This window comes from Streptococcus sp. KHUD_016 (assembly GCF_051106465.1).
Classification (GTDB): domain Bacteria; phylum Bacillota; class Bacilli; order Lactobacillales; family Streptococcaceae; genus Streptococcus.
Genome location: NZ_CP193663.1, coordinates 409,308 through 429,708, shown reverse-complemented (window position 1 = coordinate 429,708; position 20,401 = coordinate 409,308). Strand labels below are relative to the sequence as shown.

Below are 20,401 nucleotides of genomic sequence, written 5' to 3'. Positions count from 1 at the left end.
TCTTTTTAGAAAATATGTTTGTAATCTAGGACATCTGTAAAGCGCCCCTCCCAAATGCCCTCATAAAATTCATTTATCGTTTCTGCTGGAATATCATTCCCATCAAACGTTGTGCAAGTTCCTTCTGGAATAATAAGCTGATAGCCATATTCAAAGGCAACCTTGACAGAGGTATCCACACAATATTCTGTCTGCATACCACATAAAACTAATTTTTCAATTCCCTGTTTATCCAAGTATTCTTTTAAACCAGTTTCTTTGAAAATACTGTTATACTTCTTCTGAAAGACCTTTTCATTAGGTTTTCGATTTAAAAACTCAGATAACTGCCAATCTTCTGATGTTTGAGCTTCAGAGTCCTCAATATGTTGAACATAGATGATTTCGATATTCTTGCTTCTAGCCTGGTTTTGTAAATAAGAAATTTTTTCCAATAGACCTTTTGCCTGAAACCCAGTTTCCACTAAAATATTCTGAACATCAATGATTATAAAAGCTGTCTTCATTTAGTCCTCTTTCAAATAGTGCACATAGGCGTTATAGGTTGCAAGGGTTTGGGGATAGATAGGAAATCCCTGATGAGCTAAATGCTCCACAGTTCGCGCTGTTTCGTAAGCCACTGCCTTATTAAGCGAAAGACTCGCAATCTCACGTGCCTGATCCACTCCTGGAAAGGCACGATTGTGCTCGATATAGTCTGCGACGTAGATAACCTTGTCTAGGTCGGTCATCTGACCAGCTCCGACTGTATGGATTTCAATGGCTCGCAGGATTTCAGGATCTTGCAAGTTCAAATCTTCCTTGATTTTGTAGATGCCGACCATCCCATGCCAGACATTGTTGCCCCAGTTTTTGAGGTCAGGGTCTAGCTGATATCGGTCAATCAAGTTTAGAAATTCCTGATCTGACAACTTTTTAGCATAATCATGAAGAAGACCTGCTAAGCCTGCTTTCTCACTATCCACACCAAAGCGCTGAGCTAGTTCTATGGCTGCACGCTCCACACCCAAGCAATGGGTTAAGCGTTTTTCAGGTAGAAGCTCTGCCATTTTTTCCAACAAAGCCTCACGGGAGCAATTGATATAGTCTTGATAGGCCATCAGTAGAGTCCCTCCTTCTCGATGTAGTCTAGCACAGCCTGAGGTAGGAGAAAGTTGGGTTTCCGACCTTGGGCAATGAAGTCACGCACCATGCTGGATGAGATATCCATGAGGGGCACATCCACCCAGATAACAGAATAGGAAGTCCCTGCCTTGTAGCGTGGGCGCTGAACTCCCACAAACTGAACCATGTCGACCAGCTCATCAATCCGATACCACTTAGGCAGATAGTCGACCATATCAGCTCCGATAATGAAGTAATAATCCGTATCTGAATGTTGCTCTGTCAAAATCTTCATGGTGTCGTAGGTGTAGGAAATGCCCTTGCGCTCTAGCTCAATAGTTTCAATGGCTAGGCCTTCGATCCCCTCAATCGCCAATTCAAGCATCTTGAGACGGTGGTGTTCAGAGATGGTTTCTTTTTTGTCTACATGAGGTGGCTGATATTCAGGCATGAGCAGGACCTGGTCCAGTCCTAACTGTTGTCGTACTTGGTCCGCCACAACAAGATGGGCATTGTGAACGGGGTTAAAATTCCCCCCTAAAATCCCAACTTGTTTTCGTTTTTTCTCCTTGATTTCTGGCTCCAACTCTACCTTGGTAAAGGGAGTCAATAATTCGATTGCCATAGGCTCGTCTTCCTTTAATTCTCTGTAAAAACAGTTTCTTGGAGTTTCGGTCTTAGATTTCTTTAACTTTCTTGGAAATCTTGCGATTTTCTTTCTTGTTGGATTGTTTAAACAAGATCAAGATGCGTCCGATTTTTTGGACAGTATCTACACCAATTTCTTCTTCCAAGATTTCAGCTACTTCATGGATGTTTTCATCTGTGTTTTGCAAGAGCGTTACCTTGATTAATTCACGGGCATCAAGAGCTTGACGAACGCTGGTTTTTATTTGGTCGTTGAGTCCATTTTTTCCGATTTGTATGATGGGTTTGAGGGTGTGTGCCTGGCTGTTGAGGAAGGCACGTTGTTTCGATGTTAATGACATGATCTTTCTTCCTTTTTTGATAGTTATTTTAGGTGGTGGGGGACGGTCGGAACTAATTTTTCAAAGACTTCATCTTTGAAAAATGGATTTCCTGACCTCACAATTGAGCCTAGATCTCAATTGTGCCCCTTGCCAATCTAACGATTGGCAATCACACCATGACAATAACTATCTTTTTATGAGCTCACTTTGTTCGCTCAGTGATTTTATTTTAAATAATTACTTTTCGTGTGACGACTGCGACGCCTTCTGGTGCCCAGACGGCGACTTTGGCGGTGCCTGTTACGCGGATCCAGCCGAGTCCTGAAATGACTAAGTCAGTCTTGTCCTTGATGGTAAATACATGCTGGACTAATTTTGGAAAATCTTCTTTCTCCTTGCTATTTGGTGGTGTCAGAAGGGTTCCTAGGTGCTTGTCGTAAAAAGCACTAGCGCCTTCTAGCTTGGTACGGTGGAGTTTGAGTTCATTGTCAAAGAAAGCTGTGAATCCTTGCTTTTCTCCTGATATGAAGTCAAAGCGTCCAAGACCACCTAAAAATAGGGTTTGTTCAGGATTAAGCTGATAGGTTTTGGGCTTAATTTCCTTTTTAGGGCTGACATACTTGAGATTTTTAGCCGTCAAGTAGTGGGCCATCTGGTGACGGTGGATGATTCCCGGCGTATCGTAGATATAAGATCCATCGTCAAGCGGAATCTCAATCTTGTCCAAGGTTGTTCCTGGGAATCGTGAAGTCGTGATGACATTCTGGTCACCCGTGATTTCTTGGATAATTGCATTGATGAGAGTTGATTTTCCAACGTTGGTTACCCCAACTACGTAGACATCGCGGCCCTTACGGTAGTGTTCAATCTTGTCAATGACTTCCTTAATAGCATGCTTATTCTGTGCTGAAGTCAGGACGACATCCACTGGACGAAGTCCTTCTTCGTGGGCACGCTCCATCAGCCACTGGCTAATCTTGCCCGGTTTAACAGACTTGGGCAGGATATCTTTTTTATTTCCCACCAAGAGGACATCATTGCCCGATACAAAGCGCGGTAAGCCTGGGATAACTGATCCATTGAAATCAAAGATGTCAATGACATTCACTACCAAGGCATCACTGTCTCCCACCTCGTGCAAGAGCTTGAGAAAATCATCGTCTGTCAACTGGACATCTGTGATTTCATTGTAATGGCGGAGACGAAAACAGCGTTGGCAATAAACTTCGCCAGTCTCCAAACCTTTTTCAAGTGCCGACTGGGGAGTAAATCCAAGACCAGCCTTGTCTGTCGTCTGAATGGTTGCTCCACATCCAATACAGAGAATTTCTTCCATAGTTAAATTCCTTTTTTATATGTAATCGGTCCGTACTTTTCAGTGATTTTTCGTATGACACGGCGCTCGCGAGCTCGGTTAATCTGCGTTTTGATGGAGTCGTGTTGGACCAAGGGTTTGACTAAGATCGAGCGAATGCCTGCACGATGTGCTGCTCGTATATCCGTCATGAGCTGGTCGCCGACCATGACCACTTCATTTTTCTCATAGTGGAATTCCTTCATGGCACGGTCAATCCCAAATGTGAAGGGCTTCAGAGCCCAATAAATGTAATCAATCCCAAATTTCTCAACTGCTCGTTGGACCCGTTTTTTGGTGTTATTTGAGACCACGATGATGCGAATACCTGCGTCCCGAAGGTCATGTAGCCATTGCTTCATCTCTGACGTCCCATCAGGGTTGTTCCAAGCAATGAGGGTATTGTCCAAATCGACCAAAACAGCCTTGATACCATGCGCTTGCAGGCTTGGGACTGTCAGATCATAAACTGCTTCCACAGCAAAGTCTGGCATATAATTTTCAATCGCCATTCTGGCTCCTTTTCTTTTTAATTTCTAGCAATATTCTTTAAATATTGGGCTAAGACTACCCATAAAATGAGACTAGCTATCAAAATATAAATCCAAGCATTTGGTTCATCTGCAAACGGTAAGGGAACATTCATTCCGAAGAATCCTGTAATAACTGCAAGGATAGCTAGCAAGACTGAGATAATGGTCAAAGTTGTCAAATTATCATTTAGATTATTATTTAGGATGTTGTTGTAAGAGGCTGAGAGTTGTTGCAAAACTTGAGAAATCAAGTCTGTCATCGAAACCAACTGATGTGCTTCAATCATGGCATCGTCAAACTGCTCTCTTTCTACCTCATTAAAATTGCGATAAAGAGCATGCCCTTGGATATGTTCCAAGAGGAGACGATTTTGTTTGGCAGCTGCTGTCAGGTAAACCATACCAGTTTCCAAGTCAGAGAGGGCAAAAAGATTTTTTTTAGTTGTTTTTTGACGAAGAAGTGCACTGATTTCATCCTTACTTTTATCCATTTCTTCAATAACTGGATAATAAGCATTGCTTATAATCTCTAAACTGGCAAAAAGAAATTTGTAGATTGAAACAACTTCATGGCTTTCAAGGTAGGTTGCCATACGTTTAATCACATAACTATTCTTGTGATTGCTAATTGTGATCAGCCGTTGTTTTTCAACGATAAAGGTCATCGGAATCGCTTCATAATATTCTTTGTCTTTTTCTAAATCAAGAACATTATAAATGAAGGTGACCGTTCCCGTTTCACGGTGGTAGTCCATGTGGGCACGCTCATTTCTATCCAGAGCATACTCGATAGTTTCCTTGTCCAATCCATAGACATCCGAAAGGTCTTCCATGTTTTTAATCTTGTCCACATCAAGGTCTATCCATGTACAATCGTGACCTAATTTTTTCTCTACAAATAGCATACTCTCTCCTTTACCAAACTCCTTCTATTGTACCATAAATCTGCTAAAATAGCCGGCCTATTCAGTACGAGATAGATTGCTGACGACTGTGATATTGCGATTGGGAACAAAGTGAAGGGCTTGATCGTCACCTCGCAGTTGCGTTGTACGGATCCCTACGCTAACGACCTTTCCAGAAACGGTAATCGGTCCATTTGTCAGAACCACTTCATCACCCACATCAAGCTGGCGTTCAAAAAGGATGAAGAAGCCATTAATGACATCGGATAGAAAGCCTTGCGCCCCCATACCAATGGCCACCCCAGCAATCCCCGCACCAGCAAGGAGGCTAGAAACTGGCAAACCTAAAATAGACAGGATACAGTAGAGCAAAAAGAAATAAAGAATGTAATTAAAGACATTCTCCAGCAAACGAGAAATGGTCTTTTGTCTTCCCGCATCTCGATTGGAAAATTTAAGTGAAGGCTTGACAATCTTTCGGACAGTCGCATGAAGCATCTTTTTAGCTATATAAAATAGTAAAAACAAAATCAAAAGAGAAATCACCTTGGTTAAGAGATTCTCTAAAATAGTTGTTAAGTCAAGTCTATCAAAATAGCGTTGAAAAAAATCTTGCATATAAAACTCCTTTTTCCTATTATACCACAAAATCGCCCTTCTCTTTTCTTTCATAATTATTCAATTATAGGCCATATTTTCAAAATATCACTTGCCTCTATAGCATATTTATACTATAATTATAAACAATACATTTGAAGGAGACTGCTATGAAACGAATCATTAGAGCCTGGATCAAGGCAAGCCTCATCAAACGAATCCTTATTGGAATGATTTTGGGAGCTACATTAGGGATGCTCTTTCCAAACCTTACAGGAATTGGTCTGCTTGGAGAACTCTTTGTAGGCGGACTGAAAGCCATCGCTCCTATTTTGGTTTTTGCTCTTGTTGCCAATGCCCTTTCCCAACAGCAAAAGGGACAAAACACCAATATGAAAACTGTTATTTTCCTATACTTGCTCGGAACCTTTGCTGCTGCATTGGTAGCCGTTCTAGCTAGTTTCTTACTGCCTGTGCAAATCACCCTGACCAGTGCAAATACAGAAGTTGCTGCTCCTGACGGTATCGGTCAAGTCCTCAGCAACCTCTTGCTCAAACTGGTGGACAATCCCTTGAATGCCATTGTTGAGGCCAATTATATCGGAATTCTCTCTTGGGCAGTCATCTTTGGCTTGGCTATGAGAGAGGCAAGTAAACACAGCAAAGAATTACTGAGAACCATGGCGGATGTCACCTCTAAAATTGTCGAATGGATTATCAACTTAGCTCCCTTTGGGATTTTAGGCTTGGTGTTTAAGACCATCTCTGACAAGGGCATTGCCAGTCTGGCCAACTACGGTGTCCTCCTAGGACTCTTGATTGCTACCATGGCCTTTGTAGCTCTCATCGTCAACCCACTCATCGCCTTTCTCTTTATGAGGAAAAATCCCTATCCCCTTGTTTTGAAATGCCTACGTGTCAGTGGTATTACAGCCTTTTTCACTCGTAGCTCTGCCGCCAATATCCCTGTCAATATGAAACTCTGTCAAGACTTGGGACTGAATCCTGATACCTACTCTGTCTCCATCCCGCTTGGTTCGACTATCAATATGGCTGGCGCTGCTGTTACCATAAATGTCCTGACTCTAGCTGCTGTCAATACACTCGGAATCTCGGTAGACTTTGGGACAGCATTTGTGCTCAGTGTAGTGGCTGCCATTTCTGCCTGCGGTGCTTCCGGGATTGCTGGGGGATCCCTTCTCCTCATTCCTGTCGCTTGTAGCCTCTTTGGGATTTCCAACGACTTGGCTATGCAGGTTGTCGGAGTCGGTTTTGTGATCGGTGTCGTTCAAGACTCCTGCGAAACAGCCCTGAACTCTTCAACAGATGTCCTCTTTACAGCGGTTGCCGAGTATGCTACAAACCGAAAACTTCGCCCCTAGTCTCTGACTCCTCGTTAAACACTTGATTCTATTAGTTTAGGAAATTTTCATGTCCCTCACTCAACGTACGACCAAACTGATCTTAGCGACCTGTCTCGCTTGTTTTCTCGCTTATTTTTTAGATTTATCATCAGCAGTTTCAGCTGGAATTATCGCTCTCTTAAGCCTCTCCGACACACGCAGAAGCACGCTGAAATTAGCACGTAACCGCCTTTTTTCCATGCTCCTAGCGCTCGCTATCGGTGTTCTAGCCTTTCAGCTGACGGGCTTTCACATCTGGAGTCTGGGCCTCTATCTGGCTCTCTATGTCCCTTTAGCCTATAAAATGGGCTGGGAAATCGGCATCACACCTAGCAGTGTCTTGGTCGGTCATCTCTTGGTACAGGAGTCTACTTCTCCAGCTCTCTTGCTCAATGAAGTGCTCCTCTTTCTCATCGGGACAAGCTTTGCTCTGTTGGTCAACCTTTACATGCCCTCTCGGGAAAAGGCCATTCACAGCTATCACCTTCAGGTCGAAGAAAAGTTAAAAGACATCCTGCTTCGCTTTAAATACTATCTGTCACGAGGAGACGGACGCAATCAAGCCCAACTCGTTGACGAATTAGACAAGCTCCTCGATGAAGCTCTCAAACTGGTCTATCTGGATCATTCGGACCATCTCTTTCACCAGACGGACTACCACATCCACTACTTTGAGATGAGACAGCGACAAAGTCGCATCCTGCGAAATATGGCCCAGCAGATCAATACCTGTCATCTGGCCGCAAGTGAGAGTTTGATCTTGGCCCAGCTCTTTTCAAAGATTGCTGCCCAGCTAAGCCAGACCAATCCTGCTCATGACCTACTTGATGACATCGAACGCTATCTGCAAGTCTTCCGCAATCGGAGTCTCCCTAAAACACGTGAGGAGTTTGAAACCCGTGCTACCCTCCTGCAGCTACTACGCGAAGCCGAAACCTTTATCCAGGTCAAGGTCGATTTTTACCAGAAATATGGAAACTAGAATGCAAAGAACCTCAGAGGAAGTCCTCTGAGGTTCTTTTGTTTTGCATTTGGAAGGGAATTTTATTCCCTCACACTGTTCTCAAAAAAGAAATAGCAACTCCTAGTCGTCCATTACTCCGCCTGTAAGTTGGTACATGAGGTAAATGTGCTCCAAGACTTTTACCTTATCCATGTGGTCTACATCTTTTACGCCTCCCAAGGCCAGCAAAGGAACAAAACCGAAACACTCATCGTAGGCTAATTGACCATGTTTGGCGACCGCTTTTTTATAGAGTGGGATATCAAAATAATCATCTTTGAAATCTTCATCATCAACATACTCTATGAAACGATCCATACGCTTAATCATAATATCTAAATCCTGAATATTGTATTGGACAATTCCCACATAGGCATTCTCTTCCCAAGTAATAATATCTCCAAATGCTGTTACGAACATAGGAAAAGCGACATCTCCTCTGAAATAGCTATCTTGGAGAAGCTCTAAATAATCATCTGGATTGATGACTTTTAGATAACCATCTAAAAAGGTTCCCAGACCATCTTCCTGCCAAATTTGAACTAACTCAGCTGGAACTTGATTTTTATATTTTTCAATCACTTCTTGGGGCATGTCTGACACTTTAATAAAGTTTTCTAGCATGTTTTCCTCCTTTTTCAGTTTATAGACAAAACTATTAGATGCTATTCCCCTCATTCATAGAAAATCTAAAATAGGTTGCTTTCCCTCCCAAATAAGTCGGGTAGCTTTACGAAGCAGAAAAAACTTCCTCATCTTGCTCATTCAGAATCGCTTGAATATCTCCACCATTAACTACTACTAGGTAGTCCACTGGTAGAATCAAAGATTTTATTAGTTTTGGATTCTTTTTCAATATTTCAAAAGCATACATAGCAACAAAATCATCTGTATCTTGATTTTGATAGCCAATAAACCAGCCCGAATCACCTTTTCGATCAGTGTCTTGTCTCTGCAAATAGTAATGTTCGCACTCAAAGACACCTTTGGCCAACACTATTTTCTCATCAAATCTGATTTCAGAAGCTTCAATATTAAGCTCTTTAGCTAGTGTGCTTTGTTCAGACTGAATCCAAAGAGCCAAGGTCAAATCATCAGTAAACTCTTTAAAAGGGGTTGTTTCATAGTTGACTGACACTATCCTAAATTGGTCCATGTTCAATTGAACAAGTTTATATATGTTGAAACCGATTTGTATTAGCAGGCCATCTTGTATTCGTTCCTTCGAGGGCAGTACATTCACAACTTTGAGCCATTCCTCAAAAAGACCTTCAGAGAATGTCCCGTAAAAGATCAAACCATTCTTCTCTACTTTTGTATCAAGCACTTCCGTCATTTTTCAACCTCCTGAAAATTTCATTTTGTAGCTTCGTTCTAGCTTCACGCTCCAAAGCTATCATTTTTTCTCTTATCTCAGCCGGAATATCTCCTAATTTGGAATGCCCCTGCCAATCACTCCAAGTTTTAGACCCTTTGGAACTATTGGTAGGTTTACCTAATCCCATAAAATTATCCTCAAGATTCAAAACCTCTACCTTATCAACATCAGATAGAGGAGCAAATCCATCCATTTCGGTAATTTCTTTCATAGAGACAATATGGTCTGCTTCGAGGGTTTCAACTGGATAACCATAAATTGGATCAAATTTTTCTCCATCAATATTATTGACATGATCGCGTATCTCTTGACTTGGTGTTTTCTTGCGAAGAGAATTATATTCTTCTTTTGAAATTCCTTTAGAAGTACTCGCTACATCATCACTATGCTTAGCCAACTGCTCGCTGGCTTCTTGGCGGAATTCTTTACTTGCTTTCTTGCCGACTTGTTCTGCCGCTTCTTTCATGCCTCGAGCGACATCATCAGATGCATTGTGGACACGGGCACCACTTTTTGTAAAGTTGTCACTAAAGTTTGCTGGCTCTACAAACCTAGTATACCATAAAACCTATAGACCAACGTTTGATAAACCAGAAAAGACCACCATTAAGGTGGTCTTTTCTCCAATTTCGTGCCTTATTTCCAATTACGAAGGTCGCATGTCAACTGGGAGCGAGGTTGGACTCACAACTGATATTGATGAGGTTAAAAATAGGAAAAACTCCCCTCCGACCCCCTAGACGAAGATAAAAAATTTATTACACTACAGAAGGTCTCATAAAATCATAAACATCTATCTGATGTTCTTCAAACAATTCCTCTAACTTCTGTGCTCCCACTTCGGCTCCATGCTTTTCTATAAATTGAAGCTCAGCTTCTGTAATCGGGATAGCTTGTAACCACGTAACATACTCTTCATCAAAATCAAAAGATTCTAAATCCCACAAGAAAGGCTGAGTGAAGAATATATGATTTACTTTCGCATTGGGATAGTAATTTCTAATAATATTTGGATAGACTGCACCTGGAGAGATGCTGTACTCTCCCCTCACAATATTAAAACCACAGTCTGCTATAATATTTGGAAAATATTCCAGCTCCGCATCAGCTGCTCCAATGATTTCAACTCTTAAAGGCTTACCATTTATTCGACGATAAATGGTATATTCTGATAAACCGATTGTTGCTGCAGTTGTTAAATAATCATCCGGACGATTCTCTCCAATGAATAAATCTAATTTGTTATCGTGATTTCTAAATGTATAGGCTTGAGGAACTCCCCCTACAGCCCTTGCAATTTCCTGTGCAATTTTAATTTTATCGTATTTCATTTGATTCTCCTCTTAAAGTTTGCTGGCTCTACAATCCCAGTATACCATAAACCTTATGGACCAGCGTTTGATAAAAGACCACCTAAATGGTGGTCTTTTATCAAACATTCTACTTGCCATTATGTTCCTGCTGGAAATCTTCCATAGCCTTGAACAACTCAAATTCTTTTTCATTAGCTGGTTGCTTGCCGAGATACTTGTATTCAAAAAATTCTATTCTATCCGTTGGTCCAAACTCACTATCATTCCATGGTGCATAGTCAAAGTCCAAAGAGGTTTTATTCTGTTCATCCACTTTGATTGTAAAGGCGGACCACTCCTCCAGACCCTGCTCGATGAAAATCTTCTTCATCTCACCACCTAGATCAAACAATTTCATAAAATCATTGTCAAATTCGTCTTCAGAAATATTAAATAAAGATGGAATATCCATGTAATAATGATATTTTCCTTTATATTTAAAGAAAAATATCACGCCACCACTAAGCGTCTTATCTACTTCAAAATTAATATAAAGATCATCCCACTCAACTGGAATCATATCGTTGGCCTGATGCACGATTTCGATAATTTTTTCATTCATTTGTTTTTCCATTTTATCCTCCGGTTAGATGTATTTTCCCCGTCTCTAGTATCCTTTATCTGTGAATGGTACCGCTTCTTACTGATAGGTCACCAACATAAAAACGAGGAGCAATACAAACAAGGCTAGGCTAATCAAGAGGGTCACCATTTTTACCAAGCGGTTGTTCTGCCAGTAGCCTGGTTTTCCGATATTGCTAGTCGCATCCATGGAAAAGAGTTGGCTTTGGCGAGGTTGGATGAGAACCAGGACAATCAAGGCGACGGCTAGGACTATCCCTACAATCATTAAAACTTCCATCATTTTCACCTCAAGATTCCTAATAATGTAAAGATCAGGGTAAGAAGGATAAGCAAGCCGAGTAAAATGGAGAAGGTTTTACTGATCTTTTCTCCTCGGGTAGGCTTTTCTTTCTTAAGCGCTCCTTGCTTTAACTCTTCCATGCGTCCTTCGACATCCTTGTAAAATAAATCTTTTTTAGTCATGGCCTTCCCCTATTATCCTTTCCATCCTCTCTCGGTAAGTAGCCAAGTCCACATAGTTAGCATGACGACCTTGATGCCCAAGGGCTTGCCCCATCTTGTCAAGACTGCTGAGAGCTTCTTGAATCTTCGCAATCATGTCTCCAACAGCCTGCACATCAAAGAGGTGTTCTGGAGCTGTGTAAGGTCTGTTATGAGCTGTCTGATCAAAGGCTAGGATAAGCATATTGTGCTCGAAGGCTTGACGGACAGCATCCAAAAGCTCGTTTCCGTAATTGATATCTAGATAGAGATCCGACAGCTGGTAGAGTTCTCGAATCTTTTGCGGACTGGCGTTTTGATAGAGAACGACATTGGGATAGGAAAGCAAGGTCAGCAACTTGGACGACATTTCAGTCACTGCCGCGATTCGGAAGGTCACCATTGGCAAGGACTCAATCAGAGTTTCGATATGCTGGATCTGATCTGAGTTGGTAACGATCAAGGCATCTGGTCGAACGAAATTTTCTCTCTTAAATTGATAATGATAACCTAGATGGAAAAACTTGTCATGATAGGCTGGGTTAGTCAAGGCCAAGGCCTGTTCATAGGTAGCCTTTTCTGGTATGAGGATCTGCTTGGCTCTCAGCTCCTCTTGCTCCAAGAGCAGCTGCATATTCCCAGGAAGACAATCATCTAGCGGTTCTTGCCAGACTAAGATATCCTTTCCAGTCTTATCTGGATAATGGTATGAGACCAAGAAAGAGGTTGCGAGAGTGTTAAAGAGAAGGTGGCGAGTGTCGATTCCCAAGTCTTGCAAAAAGAAAATCGTGAATTCCACTCGATTTTTAAAATGGCGCAGGGCTTGTCCGGGCAAGGTTAGGAGGATATCGCCTGTCACATGGTTTTCTAGGACAATTTCTTGTCCCTTTGCATCCTGATACTTGGTCAGGATAGTCTGCCCATCTGCACTGTAGGTGGTCTTAGCAAAGCAGGCTCCGTATTGGTTATAGTGGTCTGCTTGGTAAATGCGACCGGATAGGTCCTTCCAGTCGACTTGCTTTACCAGACGGGCCTGAGGAGCATCCACATAGTGAATCACGCCCCTCTCCCGAGAATCCTCTAAGATATGCGCCGACTGATTATTTCCCGCAATCTCCCAAAATTCAGGTACAGCTACTTGGTTGAAATAAAGAGCTTTTCCCGACTCGTAACCTAGATAGTAGGTAAAGGGAGAAAGAATCCCATCTGGGAGAAAGCCATCTGGCTCGATCACAACCGTGACATGAGACAGACCAGCAACTTCTAGACTTTCATGTAAATCTCGACTTTCCTGGCCATATCGATCAAATAGTTGAATCATGCAGGACCTCCTCTATCGTTTTCTTCCACTTGTCCCTTACCTTATCTGTTAAAAATCCTCTAGCTAGCTCATAAGATGCTGTTCGCATATCTGGCAAATGATTTTCCTGATAGAGCTGGCAGATTTTTTCTGCAAAGGCCCTTTTAATTTCCATTTCAACATGGTCATCCGAACTTGGGATCAAGTAGCCATTTTGACCGTCCTGGATAAAGGTTTGGTTGCCATAAGGCACATCAAAACCAATCAGGGGCAAGCCTGAACCAACTGCCTCCATCAAGGTCAGACCAAAGCCTTCACTGGTTGAGGCTGTCAGATAGACCTCATACTGGGGATAGATCTGAGCCAGATCCACATGCCCTTTGAGATGGATATAGTTCTCCGCTTGGTGAGCCGTGATGATTTCCCTTAAAAGAGATTCCTCACCCCCACTGCCATAAATGTCAAAGGTGAGCTCAGGGAGGACTTGATGCGCCTGGATAACCGCCTTGACGAGCCAGTCGATGTGTTTTTCCTTGGCCAGACGCGAAGCAGTAATGAGAGAAAAGGGCTTGCGTTCCCTAGCAGGCTCCGTCAGCTGATCAATGCTCCCAACTGGAATCGTGACGATTCGTGGACGATGCTGACTGTACTGGGCAAATTGACCTTCGAGAACTTCCTTCTGCCGATCCGTAGACACGATAAAGCAATCGACCTTGTCCGCATTTGTAAACTGATACTCATAGTAGTTGTTCCAAAGGAGATAGTCTTCGTTACTAGCATTTTCACTATAGTGCTCTGCGTGGACGACAACTGCTAGATGGGCCTTCTGTGCTTCTTCAAAAACAGCCTGACCAATCCCTGTTTCCCTGTCCAAGATGACCAGATCAGACTTGCTCAAGTTCAAACTTTGCATAAAATAGCGCATAAGGGCTGGCTTTCCGTACAGAATCCGGTCCTTAAATCGATAGACCTCTTCCTGGCCTTCAGTCAGCAAGATATCGTAAGCGGTGCTGCCATCTTCATTGAAAAAGCTTCGTTGATAGAGTCTAGCCACTTGGTCTTTGGGCGCGAAATATTCTGTACAGTAGCGTGTGTAGGAGAAATAATCCTTGCGAATCAAGTTCCCCCCAAATACATACTCTGCATGTTGTACTAGATTCTTAGCCGAGTCTACCAAGTAGCAGGTCACAAACTTGTCCTCGTCAGAAAAGTAGACACGCAAAATCTTGCCATCCTGCTCCCTATGACTCTCAAGGCCACCGAAAGAGGCTAAGACCTCATCAACTGTAACACTGGTCGGTGCTAGCCTGATATCTGTAAAATGATTGTAAAGCCAGATTACCTGATCATCCGCAAAGCCGATATTGGCCGTTAAATGCTGAATATTGTCCGCTAAAATCAAGTCTGTAAAGATAAACTTAGATGCTAGGTCTAAACTTCTAAAAATCCCTGCTCGGTAGGCCTGAGCATATTCGACACCGCTGCTCGCCCAACCGATTCCTAGATTTATATTGTAAATTGTCATATGATCCTCTTTTTATGGAAAATGGGTGAGAATCTCACCTTTGGGCGTTACTTCCACAATCCCCATGAGAAGATTGCGTACCATATCTGTACGGATTTGTTGCTTCATGGTTTCAAAGCCAGCATAGGCCTCCTGATAGTACTCCACGATAGGGTTCTTTTGAGAAGCAGACTGGCTCCCGATTGCTAGACTGAGCTGTTGCAGGTAGTCGACTTGCTCAACCCAGTTGTCATCAATAGCCTTGAGCATGGATATTCTCAGAAAAGAATCATAGAGCTGGTGAGGTTGGAGAACTTCCTTTTTAGCTGCGATTTCCTTGGCTATTATTTTCTCTAGTAACTCCCGAATCTGATCTGCATCAGCTAAATCCAAATCAGCTGGTAATTTTCTCATCCCAAAGCTAATATTGGTCACGATGAAGTGAAAGAGTTCTTGGGGGCTGCTATAGGCTTTTTCTGAGATTTGTTTGGTATAGTCTGCCAGTATATCCTCAAGGATATGCTCTAAATCACGGCTCCCATCCAGCAAACGATCTCTTTCTTTGTAGACCATCTGACACTGGATATTGACGCTTTCTGCATACTCTAAGGTTTGTCTGCGTGCTGAGCGACTGGCACTATCACTAGCCTCTTGGGCTTTTCTGACGAGATTGCGGTACTTGCGAGCCTTGAGTAGGATAGGTTTGCTAATATCTTCCACTTGGTAGTCTTGATACAGGTCGTGAACCCAAGACGGTCCGAACTTTTTGATCACATCATCTTCAAGCGACACGAAAAATTGAGACATGCCTGGATCACCCTGGCGGCCAGAACGACCTCTGATTTGCAGGTCAATCCGTCGGCTCTCCATTCGCTCGGTACCAATCACAATCAAACCGCCCAATTCTGCGACTCCTGGACCGAGTTTGATATCTGTCCCGCGACCTGCCATAGAAGTCGCAACGGTCACTGCCCCCATCTGTCCAGACTCTGCGATGATCTGGGCTTCACGCGCCGCATGATTGGCATTAAGGACATTGTGGGAAATCCCCTCTCGCAAGAGCAAGGACGAGTAAAGCTGGGACATTTCAACAGATCCGACAAAAATCAAGAGTGGATTGCCTTTGGCGTGGTAAGTCTTGATAGCTTCGAGAGAAGCATACACTTTCTCAGGGAGTGTCACATAGAGATTGTCCGGATGGTCCATTCGTCTAAGTGGGCGATTGGTCGGGATACGAATGACGGCCATATTGTAGGTTTCGAAAAATTCTTTTTCTGCCACCTTTCCCGTTCCTGTCATACCTGAGATTTTGAGAAACATTTTAAAGAGACTTTGGTAGGTGATTGAAGCCATGGCTCTGGTTTCAGGAGAAAGCTTCACATGTTCCTTGGCTTCGATGGCTTGATGGAGACCACCTTGAAGTTTGGTCATTTCCATCAGGCGACCTGTTCCCTTGTCTAACAAGACCATTTCCTGCCCTCGAACCAGGTAGTCCTTGTCCTTGGTAAAGAGCGTATGGGCTCTGAGAGCATAGACTAGATGCCGAACATAACTGGCGTACTCTTCCTTATAGAGATGATCGATTCCTAGGAAACCTTCGACCGTCTGAGCCCCCTTTCGGGTTAACCAAACCTGGTCTTTTTCTTCCTTGTAGATATAGTCTTCTCCCTTGACCAAGGTCGTCACTAGGGTATCAATCATCCCATAATAGTTAGACTGGACACGGGGAGAGCCTGCGATAATCAAGGGAGTTTGGGCACTATCGAGTAGAATATCATCGATCTCATCGATGATGACATAGTTAAAAGGAGGCAGAAACTTTCCTTCACTAGTGGAGGCAAGATTGTCATTGAGATAGTCAAAGCCCAGGACACTATTGGTCGTGTAGACGATATCTGAGGTGTAAATCTTTCTTTTCTCTTCGGCAGTCAAGTCCTCCTTTGGATCCTCTGAAAAAGGCAGACCGACAGTTAGACCTAAAAATTGGTAGACTGGACCCATTTCACTCGCATCCCGTCTAGCCAGATAGTCATTAGTCGTGACCAGCATGCTGCCTTTACCCTTTAGGGCATTGAGATAGAGGGGCATGGTGGCGGTCAAGGTCTTGCCTTCACCCGTATTCATCTCTGCCACATTTCCTTGATGGATCACAATGGCACCCATGACTTGCACATCATAGGGAAAGAGACCCAAGACACGTTTATCCGCCTCACGGACAAGGGCATAGGCTTCTACCAATAGCTCATCCAAGGTTTCTCCCTGGGCAAGACGCTGGCGAAACTCCTCTGTCTTTGCAGCCATTTCCTCATCACTGAGAGCTGCCATCTCTTCTTTGAGGGCATTGATTTGGCTTAGAAGCTTCGTGACCTTTCTCAGTTGTCTTTCCTGATACAAATGATTAAACACCAGCATCCTCCTCAATAGAAAACGAAACAAAGTCAAGAGCCTCAAAACCTGCACTAATCAAGGAAAGGCGGTAGGTATAGGCCGCTTCAGGATAGGTGAAGCTAAAAGAAAATTGCCTTTCAATCTTCTCCTCGATGATTTCCTCATAACGGTTTAAAAAAGTCAGTTTGAGATAGAGGCCATTGGTCGGTTGAACCTGCATCTTCATAGAGAGACGGTAGGTATGATTTTTCTTAAGAAGAGGGAGGCTGGGCTGGCTCCTAGTAGCCTGGTAGGTGACACTAGAAAACCAGGTTTTAAGGGTTTCACCTGAAGCCAGCAAAGGATTTTTCAGGTTAACATGACCGTCTGCATGGTAGGTGATCTGGCTCCCGTAAAGATAAGTGGCTCCCATCTCACCCCACCTAATATCCTCTCTCTTGATGATAATCATGTCTCACCTCTTCCGTATTCTTCTAGTATCATTTTGTAAAAATGAATAAACCAGGAAACGTTTGTTCCTGTATCATCATTGTGTCGACCGGCGGTTCCTTTGGATAAAATCTTAGCTCCTGTCTGGCAAAGAGTCTCCACTAGCTGGTCATAGGCACCACTATCCATATCCTCGTCCTTCATGTAAGAAAGACCAAAGGTCGTCTGGGAAAAATCAGCTTGTTTAAATCGGGTCCAAAAACGTTGGTCCAAGTCCTTCATGTCTTTCTGACTCACTCCTCCTGTCTGAAGGTGCAAGACATCAAAGCTGGTCGGGAAAACTCCTGGAGCCTCTAGTCGGCCCCTCTGAGCGATGGTCCCTAGATTGGTCAAGGGTTTTCCGACTACGATTCCCTTGGGCTCAAAGTGAGAACCATAATAGAGGGCTGGGAAGGTTCCCATTGACAAGCCAGATAGGATCAAGTCACTTCTATCCAAACCTAGATAGTCTAGATAGTGTTGGATTGTTGCCTGTATGCTGTCTTCCAACTCCTCAGTTCCTAGGTAAAAGGCTCCTCCTTCTAGTCGAGGGTCCGAAAAGAGGAGAAAGGGGCATTGGAGATTCTTCATCATCCAGTAACCCTCAAAGCCTTCCGCCGGACGGTAACCTGAGAAATAGACTGCTAGAGGTGGCTTGAAATCACCTGGGTGAAAGAAATAGTTGATTTCCTCACGTTTTTTGTCATGCAGGATATTTCCACCGAGAACAAACTTTCCAAACTGTTTCCGGCTCCAGCGTTGATGGAGATTGCCGATGTTGACCTTTCCTTGACCACGCGCTTCAAGAGAAATGCTCAGATAAGCGTCATAGTCTTGTTCCACAATGATTGCTTGGGCAAAGTCTGCTTCCTCAAGGAGAATGTCCTGACTAATCTCGGAGACAGAGCCTGCTGGGATCTTTCGCAAACGCAGGCGCAAGTCCACTGGTCCACTCTTTTCATATTCGAGCCAGAGTTCGATTGGCGCATGGGCTTGGACAGACTGATTATAGGCCCAAGAGGCTATCTGGGTATAGGTCTTGCCAAAGTCTCCTTCTAATTTCAGATGCTCAAACCCTTGATAGGAGACAGAGCCTTGAAAACTCGGGTGAATCCTTATAGTAGCTGGACTCAGCTTGTCTCCATAACCACTTTCAAAGAGGGAGGTGGAGAGATCTCGAACAAAGCCCTGTCGGTCTGACAGGTCCATCGCTTGCATGCAGTGCTGTTTGATGAGGTTCTGAATGTTTTTATCCTGACTTGCAAACTGTTCTGGATAGAAAACCGTATAGGGTTCCAAGCTAGATGCAAAAGGCAACAAATCTACTAGATAAGCCCCATCCGTGAGAATGACAGCATGAAAGTGATCTAGATCATTCTCATCCATGATTTTCTGGATGGCAGACGGTGTGTTGGGAGGAACATGATACCAGTCTAGTTGGGCTGGTAGGGCAAGTGTCTCTCGCCAATCTTCTGGACCGATTTGCAAGATCTTATACTTCTTTTCCATGAGTCACCTCCTCCAACCACTTTTCTAGCTTGATCAGGAATTGCTCCCCAGTGTGTTCCTTTATCTTTTCGATGGAATGGATCAAAGCATCATTCCACACCTGCAGGCTATCGAGATAGTAATGGGCAGCTTGCGCAAAATCAGCTATATTTTCCAACAGATAGCCATTCTTCTGATGGCTGACATACTCTGTTTTGACCCTATTGATTTGAGGGATACCAGCACTAATCCCCGCGATTTGGGTATAAAGAAGAGGTTGCCTGTTCAGATCGACAATCAAACGAACAAATTCCAGCTGCTTGATTAACTCCGATTCATCCTTCATATTGACAAACGAATAGCGCTTGCTCTGATGGCGATTGTCCTCAAGCGGATTTTCAGCTCCTTGGTAATCAACTTCCTTCTCCAGTTCCTGGTCTTGAAACTGCTCTGAGACCATCTCAGCAACTCGTGTTTCCAGCTGCTTCATTTCTTCTTGACTAGCAGCAAAGGTTCCAAAGACCAGCTCCGTATCCTTGTTTTCAGAAAGGAAATGCAAGACCTGATAGAGCGCTTGGTCCTCTATCCCATGCTCAAAGTCCAGTTGATAGTAGAGGATTGACTCCTTCCGAGTCTGACTCTTTCCCAGCTCCAAGCGGGTATCAAAAGGTGATAAATGACGAAACTTCATTGCTTGTTCTGAAAAGGCAGACTGAGCCAAGTGCAAGGTGTCCTCTCTGTCGACCAGAACAAGGTCCACCTTATCCAGAAGACCTACCAGTTGTGGTAGTTGTTCTTGAGGATTTCGTCCGATAAAAAGGCTGAGAACCTTGGTGGTTTGGTGAGGCAATCGTTCTAAAAGGAAAGCATTGTGCTGGTCACATGCAGGCAGAAAATAGGTCGCTCCTTCCTCAGGGAGTTGAGCTATTTTCTTCTCAAAAAATTCCGCAATCAATTCTCCCATATCTTGGTAAGCCTCTTTTTGGAAGCGAAAAGCAAAGATAGGATTGACCTCGATACGACCCCCATCTTGCAAGTACTCTCTGAACTGCCACAGTCCCTTGGGATTGAGGTAGTCTTGGTAGAGAGCCTGACCCTCTTCATAGTAAATCACACTGGAAACCAGCCCCCGATCATCCATCAGGTAGTTGGCAGACAAGAGCCCATCTTCCTTGAAATACTGAATCGTACTGATAAAACCTTCAATCCCATGCTCCACCTGAGCATAGGGCTTTCCATTTCTCAAAACTAAAATGGTAAAGGGACTGTAAACAAACTCGCAGTCCTCTTCCCACTCAATATCTCTGAGCTGCAAGACCTGCGGTCGAATCTCATGAAAATCCTGCAATTCATCAAATAAGGAATAAACTTGTGCTTCTAAAATACCTTGGCGATGGAGAAAATAGCGAAGATGAGGCTGATAGGACAAAAGGAGGACATGGGCAGGGATCCCTTGGTGTTGCATCAGACGAATCTGATTGAAGGTGTCATCAAATTCTAGCTTAAAATGAGAAAGATACCAAGGTATCAAATCGGCATGCCAGGGACGCTCCTTGCCATACCAAGCTGGGATAAAGTAATACATCAA

Annotated in this window: 23 protein-coding genes; 2 read left to right on the top strand and 21 right to left on the bottom strand. The window is 43.5% G+C overall.

Annotation, left to right across the window (positions count from 1 at the left end; all coding sequences use genetic code 11):
* Positions 1 to 5: 5 nt before the first annotated feature.
* From ACORHV_RS01960 to ACORHV_RS01925, 8 genes are all read right to left on the bottom strand, one after another.
* Entirely contained in the window at positions 6 to 506 is a 501-nt protein-coding gene (locus tag ACORHV_RS01960) for a cysteine hydrolase family protein (protein ID WP_434398551.1), read from the bottom strand.
* Complete coding sequence (gene yqeK / locus ACORHV_RS01955; RefSeq protein WP_195216272.1) at positions 507 to 1,100, bottom strand: bis(5'-nucleosyl)-tetraphosphatase (symmetrical) YqeK; 594 nt, start codon at positions 1,098 to 1,100, stop codon at positions 507 to 509.
* Complete coding sequence (locus ACORHV_RS01950) at positions 1,100 to 1,729, bottom strand: nicotinate-nucleotide adenylyltransferase (protein ID WP_268713631.1); 630 nt, start codon at positions 1,727 to 1,729, stop codon at positions 1,100 to 1,102. The genes yqeK and ACORHV_RS01950 overlap by 1 nt, the downstream gene beginning before the upstream one ends.
* Before the next feature lie 52 nt (positions 1,730 to 1,781).
* Positions 1,782 to 2,093: a ribosome assembly RNA-binding protein YhbY gene (gene yhbY, locus ACORHV_RS01945; protein ID WP_061597968.1), complete on the bottom strand. Its 312-nt coding sequence runs from the start codon at positions 2,091 to 2,093 to the stop codon at positions 1,782 to 1,784.
* A 211-nt stretch (positions 2,094 to 2,304) separates the two neighbouring features.
* Entirely contained in the window at positions 2,305 to 3,411 is a 1,107-nt protein-coding gene (gene yqeH / locus ACORHV_RS01940) for a ribosome biogenesis GTPase YqeH (protein WP_000391190.1), read from the bottom strand.
* A gap of 2 nt (positions 3,412 to 3,413) precedes the next feature.
* The gene (locus tag ACORHV_RS01935; RefSeq protein WP_000963734.1) at positions 3,414 to 3,941 is read right to left on the bottom strand and encodes a YqeG family HAD IIIA-type phosphatase; all 528 of its coding nucleotides are present in this window, start codon (positions 3,939 to 3,941) and stop codon (positions 3,414 to 3,416) included.
* 17 nt (positions 3,942 to 3,958) lie between these two features.
* Positions 3,959 to 4,867, bottom strand: a complete 909-nt coding sequence (locus tag ACORHV_RS01930; RefSeq protein ID WP_000899715.1) for a magnesium transporter CorA family protein — start codon at positions 4,865 to 4,867, stop codon at positions 3,959 to 3,961.
* Between the two features lie 57 nt (positions 4,868 to 4,924).
* Positions 4,925 to 5,485 (bottom strand): mechanosensitive ion channel family protein, encoded by a 561-nt coding sequence (locus ACORHV_RS01925; protein ID WP_001150575.1) that lies wholly within the window; start codon positions 5,483 to 5,485, stop codon positions 4,925 to 4,927.
* 149 nt (positions 5,486 to 5,634) lie between these two features.
* Here ACORHV_RS01925 and sstT point away from each other — a divergent pair, with 149 nt between their 5' ends.
* Together sstT and ACORHV_RS01915 are read left to right on the top strand one after the other, a co-directional pair.
* Positions 5,635 to 6,846, top strand: a complete 1,212-nt coding sequence (gene sstT, locus ACORHV_RS01920; protein WP_434398546.1) for a serine/threonine transporter SstT — start codon at positions 5,635 to 5,637, stop codon at positions 6,844 to 6,846.
* A 49-nt stretch (positions 6,847 to 6,895) separates the two neighbouring features.
* Positions 6,896 to 7,849 carry an aromatic acid exporter family protein gene (locus ACORHV_RS01915; RefSeq protein ID WP_000060054.1) on the top strand — a complete coding sequence of 318 codons (954 nt, stop codon included), beginning with the start codon at positions 6,896 to 6,898 and terminating at the stop codon, positions 7,847 to 7,849.
* Between the two features lie 102 nt (positions 7,850 to 7,951).
* Here ACORHV_RS01915 and ACORHV_RS01910 read toward each other — a convergent pair whose 3' ends face one another.
* The 13 genes from ACORHV_RS01910 to asp1 all read right to left on the bottom strand — a co-directional run bounded on the left by ACORHV_RS01910 (position 7,952) and on the right by asp1 (position 20,398).
* Positions 7,952 to 8,494, bottom strand: a complete 543-nt coding sequence (locus ACORHV_RS01910; protein ID WP_434398544.1) for a T6SS immunity protein Tdi1 domain-containing protein — start codon at positions 8,492 to 8,494, stop codon at positions 7,952 to 7,954.
* 106 nt (positions 8,495 to 8,600) lie between these two features.
* Positions 8,601 to 9,206 carry an immunity protein Imm33 domain-containing protein gene (locus ACORHV_RS01905; RefSeq protein WP_000141226.1) on the bottom strand — a complete coding sequence of 202 codons (606 nt, stop codon included), beginning with the start codon at positions 9,204 to 9,206 and terminating at the stop codon, positions 8,601 to 8,603.
* Positions 9,190 to 9,714 carry a hypothetical protein gene (locus ACORHV_RS01900; protein ID WP_000656481.1) on the bottom strand — a complete coding sequence of 175 codons (525 nt, stop codon included), beginning with the start codon at positions 9,712 to 9,714 and terminating at the stop codon, positions 9,190 to 9,192. Before ACORHV_RS01900 ends, ACORHV_RS01905 begins: the two co-directional genes overlap by 17 nt.
* A 292-nt stretch (positions 9,715 to 10,006) precedes the next feature.
* Positions 10,007 to 10,579: a suppressor of fused domain protein gene (locus ACORHV_RS01895; protein ID WP_434398542.1), complete on the bottom strand. Its 573-nt coding sequence runs from the start codon at positions 10,577 to 10,579 to the stop codon at positions 10,007 to 10,009.
* A 109-nt stretch (positions 10,580 to 10,688) separates the two neighbouring features.
* Entirely contained in the window at positions 10,689 to 11,174 is a 486-nt protein-coding gene (locus ACORHV_RS01890) for an immunity protein YezG family protein (protein WP_000414878.1), read from the bottom strand.
* Between the two features lie 66 nt (positions 11,175 to 11,240).
* Positions 11,241 to 11,465 (bottom strand): accessory Sec system protein Asp5, encoded by a 225-nt coding sequence (gene asp5, locus ACORHV_RS01885; protein WP_000970791.1) that lies wholly within the window; start codon positions 11,463 to 11,465, stop codon positions 11,241 to 11,243.
* A gap of 2 nt (positions 11,466 to 11,467) precedes the next feature.
* A complete protein-coding gene (gene asp4, locus ACORHV_RS01880) occupies positions 11,468 to 11,647 on the bottom strand; it encodes an accessory Sec system protein Asp4 (protein WP_000161925.1) in 180 nt (59 codons plus the stop codon).
* Positions 11,640 to 12,986 (bottom strand): accessory Sec system glycosylation chaperone GtfB, encoded by a 1,347-nt coding sequence (gtfB, locus tag ACORHV_RS01875; protein WP_434398539.1) that lies wholly within the window; start codon positions 12,984 to 12,986, stop codon positions 11,640 to 11,642. The genes asp4 and gtfB overlap by 8 nt, the downstream gene beginning before the upstream one ends.
* A complete protein-coding gene (gtfA, locus tag ACORHV_RS01870) occupies positions 12,970 to 14,490 on the bottom strand; it encodes an accessory Sec system glycosyltransferase GtfA (protein ID WP_434398537.1) in 1,521 nt (506 codons plus the stop codon). The genes gtfB and gtfA overlap by 17 nt, the downstream gene beginning before the upstream one ends.
* Before the next feature lie 12 nt (positions 14,491 to 14,502).
* Complete coding sequence (gene secA2 / locus ACORHV_RS01865) at positions 14,503 to 16,881, bottom strand: accessory Sec system translocase SecA2 (RefSeq protein ID WP_434398535.1); 2,379 nt, start codon at positions 16,879 to 16,881, stop codon at positions 14,503 to 14,505.
* Positions 16,868 to 17,308 carry an accessory Sec system protein Asp3 gene (asp3, locus tag ACORHV_RS01860; RefSeq protein ID WP_434398533.1) on the bottom strand — a complete coding sequence of 147 codons (441 nt, stop codon included), beginning with the start codon at positions 17,306 to 17,308 and terminating at the stop codon, positions 16,868 to 16,870. The genes secA2 and asp3 overlap by 14 nt, the downstream gene beginning before the upstream one ends.
* A complete protein-coding gene (gene asp2 / locus ACORHV_RS01855; protein WP_434398531.1) occupies positions 17,305 to 18,834 on the bottom strand; it encodes an accessory Sec system protein Asp2 in 1,530 nt (509 codons plus the stop codon). The genes asp3 and asp2 overlap by 4 nt, the downstream gene beginning before the upstream one ends.
* Entirely contained in the window at positions 18,818 to 20,398 is a 1,581-nt protein-coding gene (gene asp1 / locus ACORHV_RS01850) for an accessory Sec system protein Asp1 (protein WP_434398529.1), read from the bottom strand. Before asp1 ends, asp2 begins: the two co-directional genes overlap by 17 nt.
* Between the last annotated feature and the right edge of the window lie 3 nt (positions 20,399 to 20,401).

What these genes read in the sequence shown, in the direction of transcription:
- ACORHV_RS01960 (WP_434398551.1), bottom strand. Translation starts at nt 506, where the DNA reads ATGAAGACAGCTTTTATAATCATTGATGTTCAGAATATTTTAGTGGAA.
- gtfB (WP_434398539.1), bottom strand. Translation starts at nt 12,986, where the DNA reads ATGATTCAACTATTTGATCGATATGGCCAGGAAAGTCGAGATTTACAT.
- ACORHV_RS01895 (WP_434398542.1), bottom strand. Translation starts at nt 10,579, where the DNA reads ATGAAATACGATAAAATTAAAATTGCACAGGAAATTGCAAGGGCTGTA.
- asp4 (WP_000161925.1), bottom strand. Translation starts at nt 11,647, where the DNA reads ATGACTAAAAAAGATTTATTTTACAAGGATGTCGAAGGACGCATGGAA.
- ACORHV_RS01935 (WP_000963734.1), bottom strand. Translation starts at nt 3,941, where the DNA reads ATGGCGATTGAAAATTATATGCCAGACTTTGCTGTGGAAGCAGTTTAT.
- ACORHV_RS01925 (WP_001150575.1), bottom strand. Translation starts at nt 5,485, where the DNA reads ATGCAAGATTTTTTTCAACGCTATTTTGATAGACTTGACTTAACAACT.
- ACORHV_RS01900 (WP_000656481.1), bottom strand. Translation starts at nt 9,714, where the DNA reads ATGAAAGAAGCGGCAGAACAAGTCGGCAAGAAAGCAAGTAAAGAATTC.
- yqeK (WP_195216272.1), bottom strand. Translation starts at nt 1,100, where the DNA reads ATGGCCTATCAAGACTATATCAATTGCTCCCGTGAGGCTTTGTTGGAA.
- gtfA (WP_434398537.1), bottom strand. Translation starts at nt 14,490, where the DNA reads ATGACAATTTACAATATAAATCTAGGAATCGGTTGGGCGAGCAGCGGT.
- asp5 (WP_000970791.1), bottom strand. Translation starts at nt 11,465, where the DNA reads ATGATGGAAGTTTTAATGATTGTAGGGATAGTCCTAGCCGTCGCCTTG.
- yqeH (WP_000391190.1), bottom strand. Translation starts at nt 3,411, where the DNA reads ATGGAAGAAATTCTCTGTATTGGATGTGGAGCAACCATTCAGACGACA.
- ACORHV_RS01930 (WP_000899715.1), bottom strand. Translation starts at nt 4,867, where the DNA reads ATGCTATTTGTAGAGAAAAAATTAGGTCACGATTGTACATGGATAGAC.
- ACORHV_RS01915 (WP_000060054.1), top strand. Translation starts at nt 6,896, where the DNA reads ATGTCCCTCACTCAACGTACGACCAAACTGATCTTAGCGACCTGTCTC.
- yhbY (WP_061597968.1), bottom strand. Translation starts at nt 2,093, where the DNA reads ATGTCATTAACATCGAAACAACGTGCCTTCCTCAACAGCCAGGCACAC.
- asp1 (WP_434398529.1), bottom strand. Translation starts at nt 20,398, where the DNA reads ATGTATTACTTTATCCCAGCTTGGTATGGCAAGGAGCGTCCCTGGCAT.
- asp3 (WP_434398533.1), bottom strand. Translation starts at nt 17,308, where the DNA reads ATGATTATCATCAAGAGAGAGGATATTAGGTGGGGTGAGATGGGAGCC.
- ACORHV_RS01890 (WP_000414878.1), bottom strand. Translation starts at nt 11,174, where the DNA reads ATGGAAAAACAAATGAATGAAAAAATTATCGAAATCGTGCATCAGGCC.
- asp2 (WP_434398531.1), bottom strand. Translation starts at nt 18,834, where the DNA reads ATGGAAAAGAAGTATAAGATCTTGCAAATCGGTCCAGAAGATTGGCGA.
- ACORHV_RS01910 (WP_434398544.1), bottom strand. Translation starts at nt 8,494, where the DNA reads ATGCTAGAAAACTTTATTAAAGTGTCAGACATGCCCCAAGAAGTGATT.
- sstT (WP_434398546.1), top strand. Translation starts at nt 5,635, where the DNA reads ATGAAACGAATCATTAGAGCCTGGATCAAGGCAAGCCTCATCAAACGA.
- ACORHV_RS01905 (WP_000141226.1), bottom strand. Translation starts at nt 9,206, where the DNA reads ATGACGGAAGTGCTTGATACAAAAGTAGAGAAGAATGGTTTGATCTTT.
- secA2 (WP_434398535.1), bottom strand. Translation starts at nt 16,881, where the DNA reads ATGCTGGTGTTTAATCATTTGTATCAGGAAAGACAACTGAGAAAGGTC.
- ACORHV_RS01950 (WP_268713631.1), bottom strand. Translation starts at nt 1,729, where the DNA reads ATGGCAATCGAATTATTGACTCCCTTTACCAAGGTAGAGTTGGAGCCA.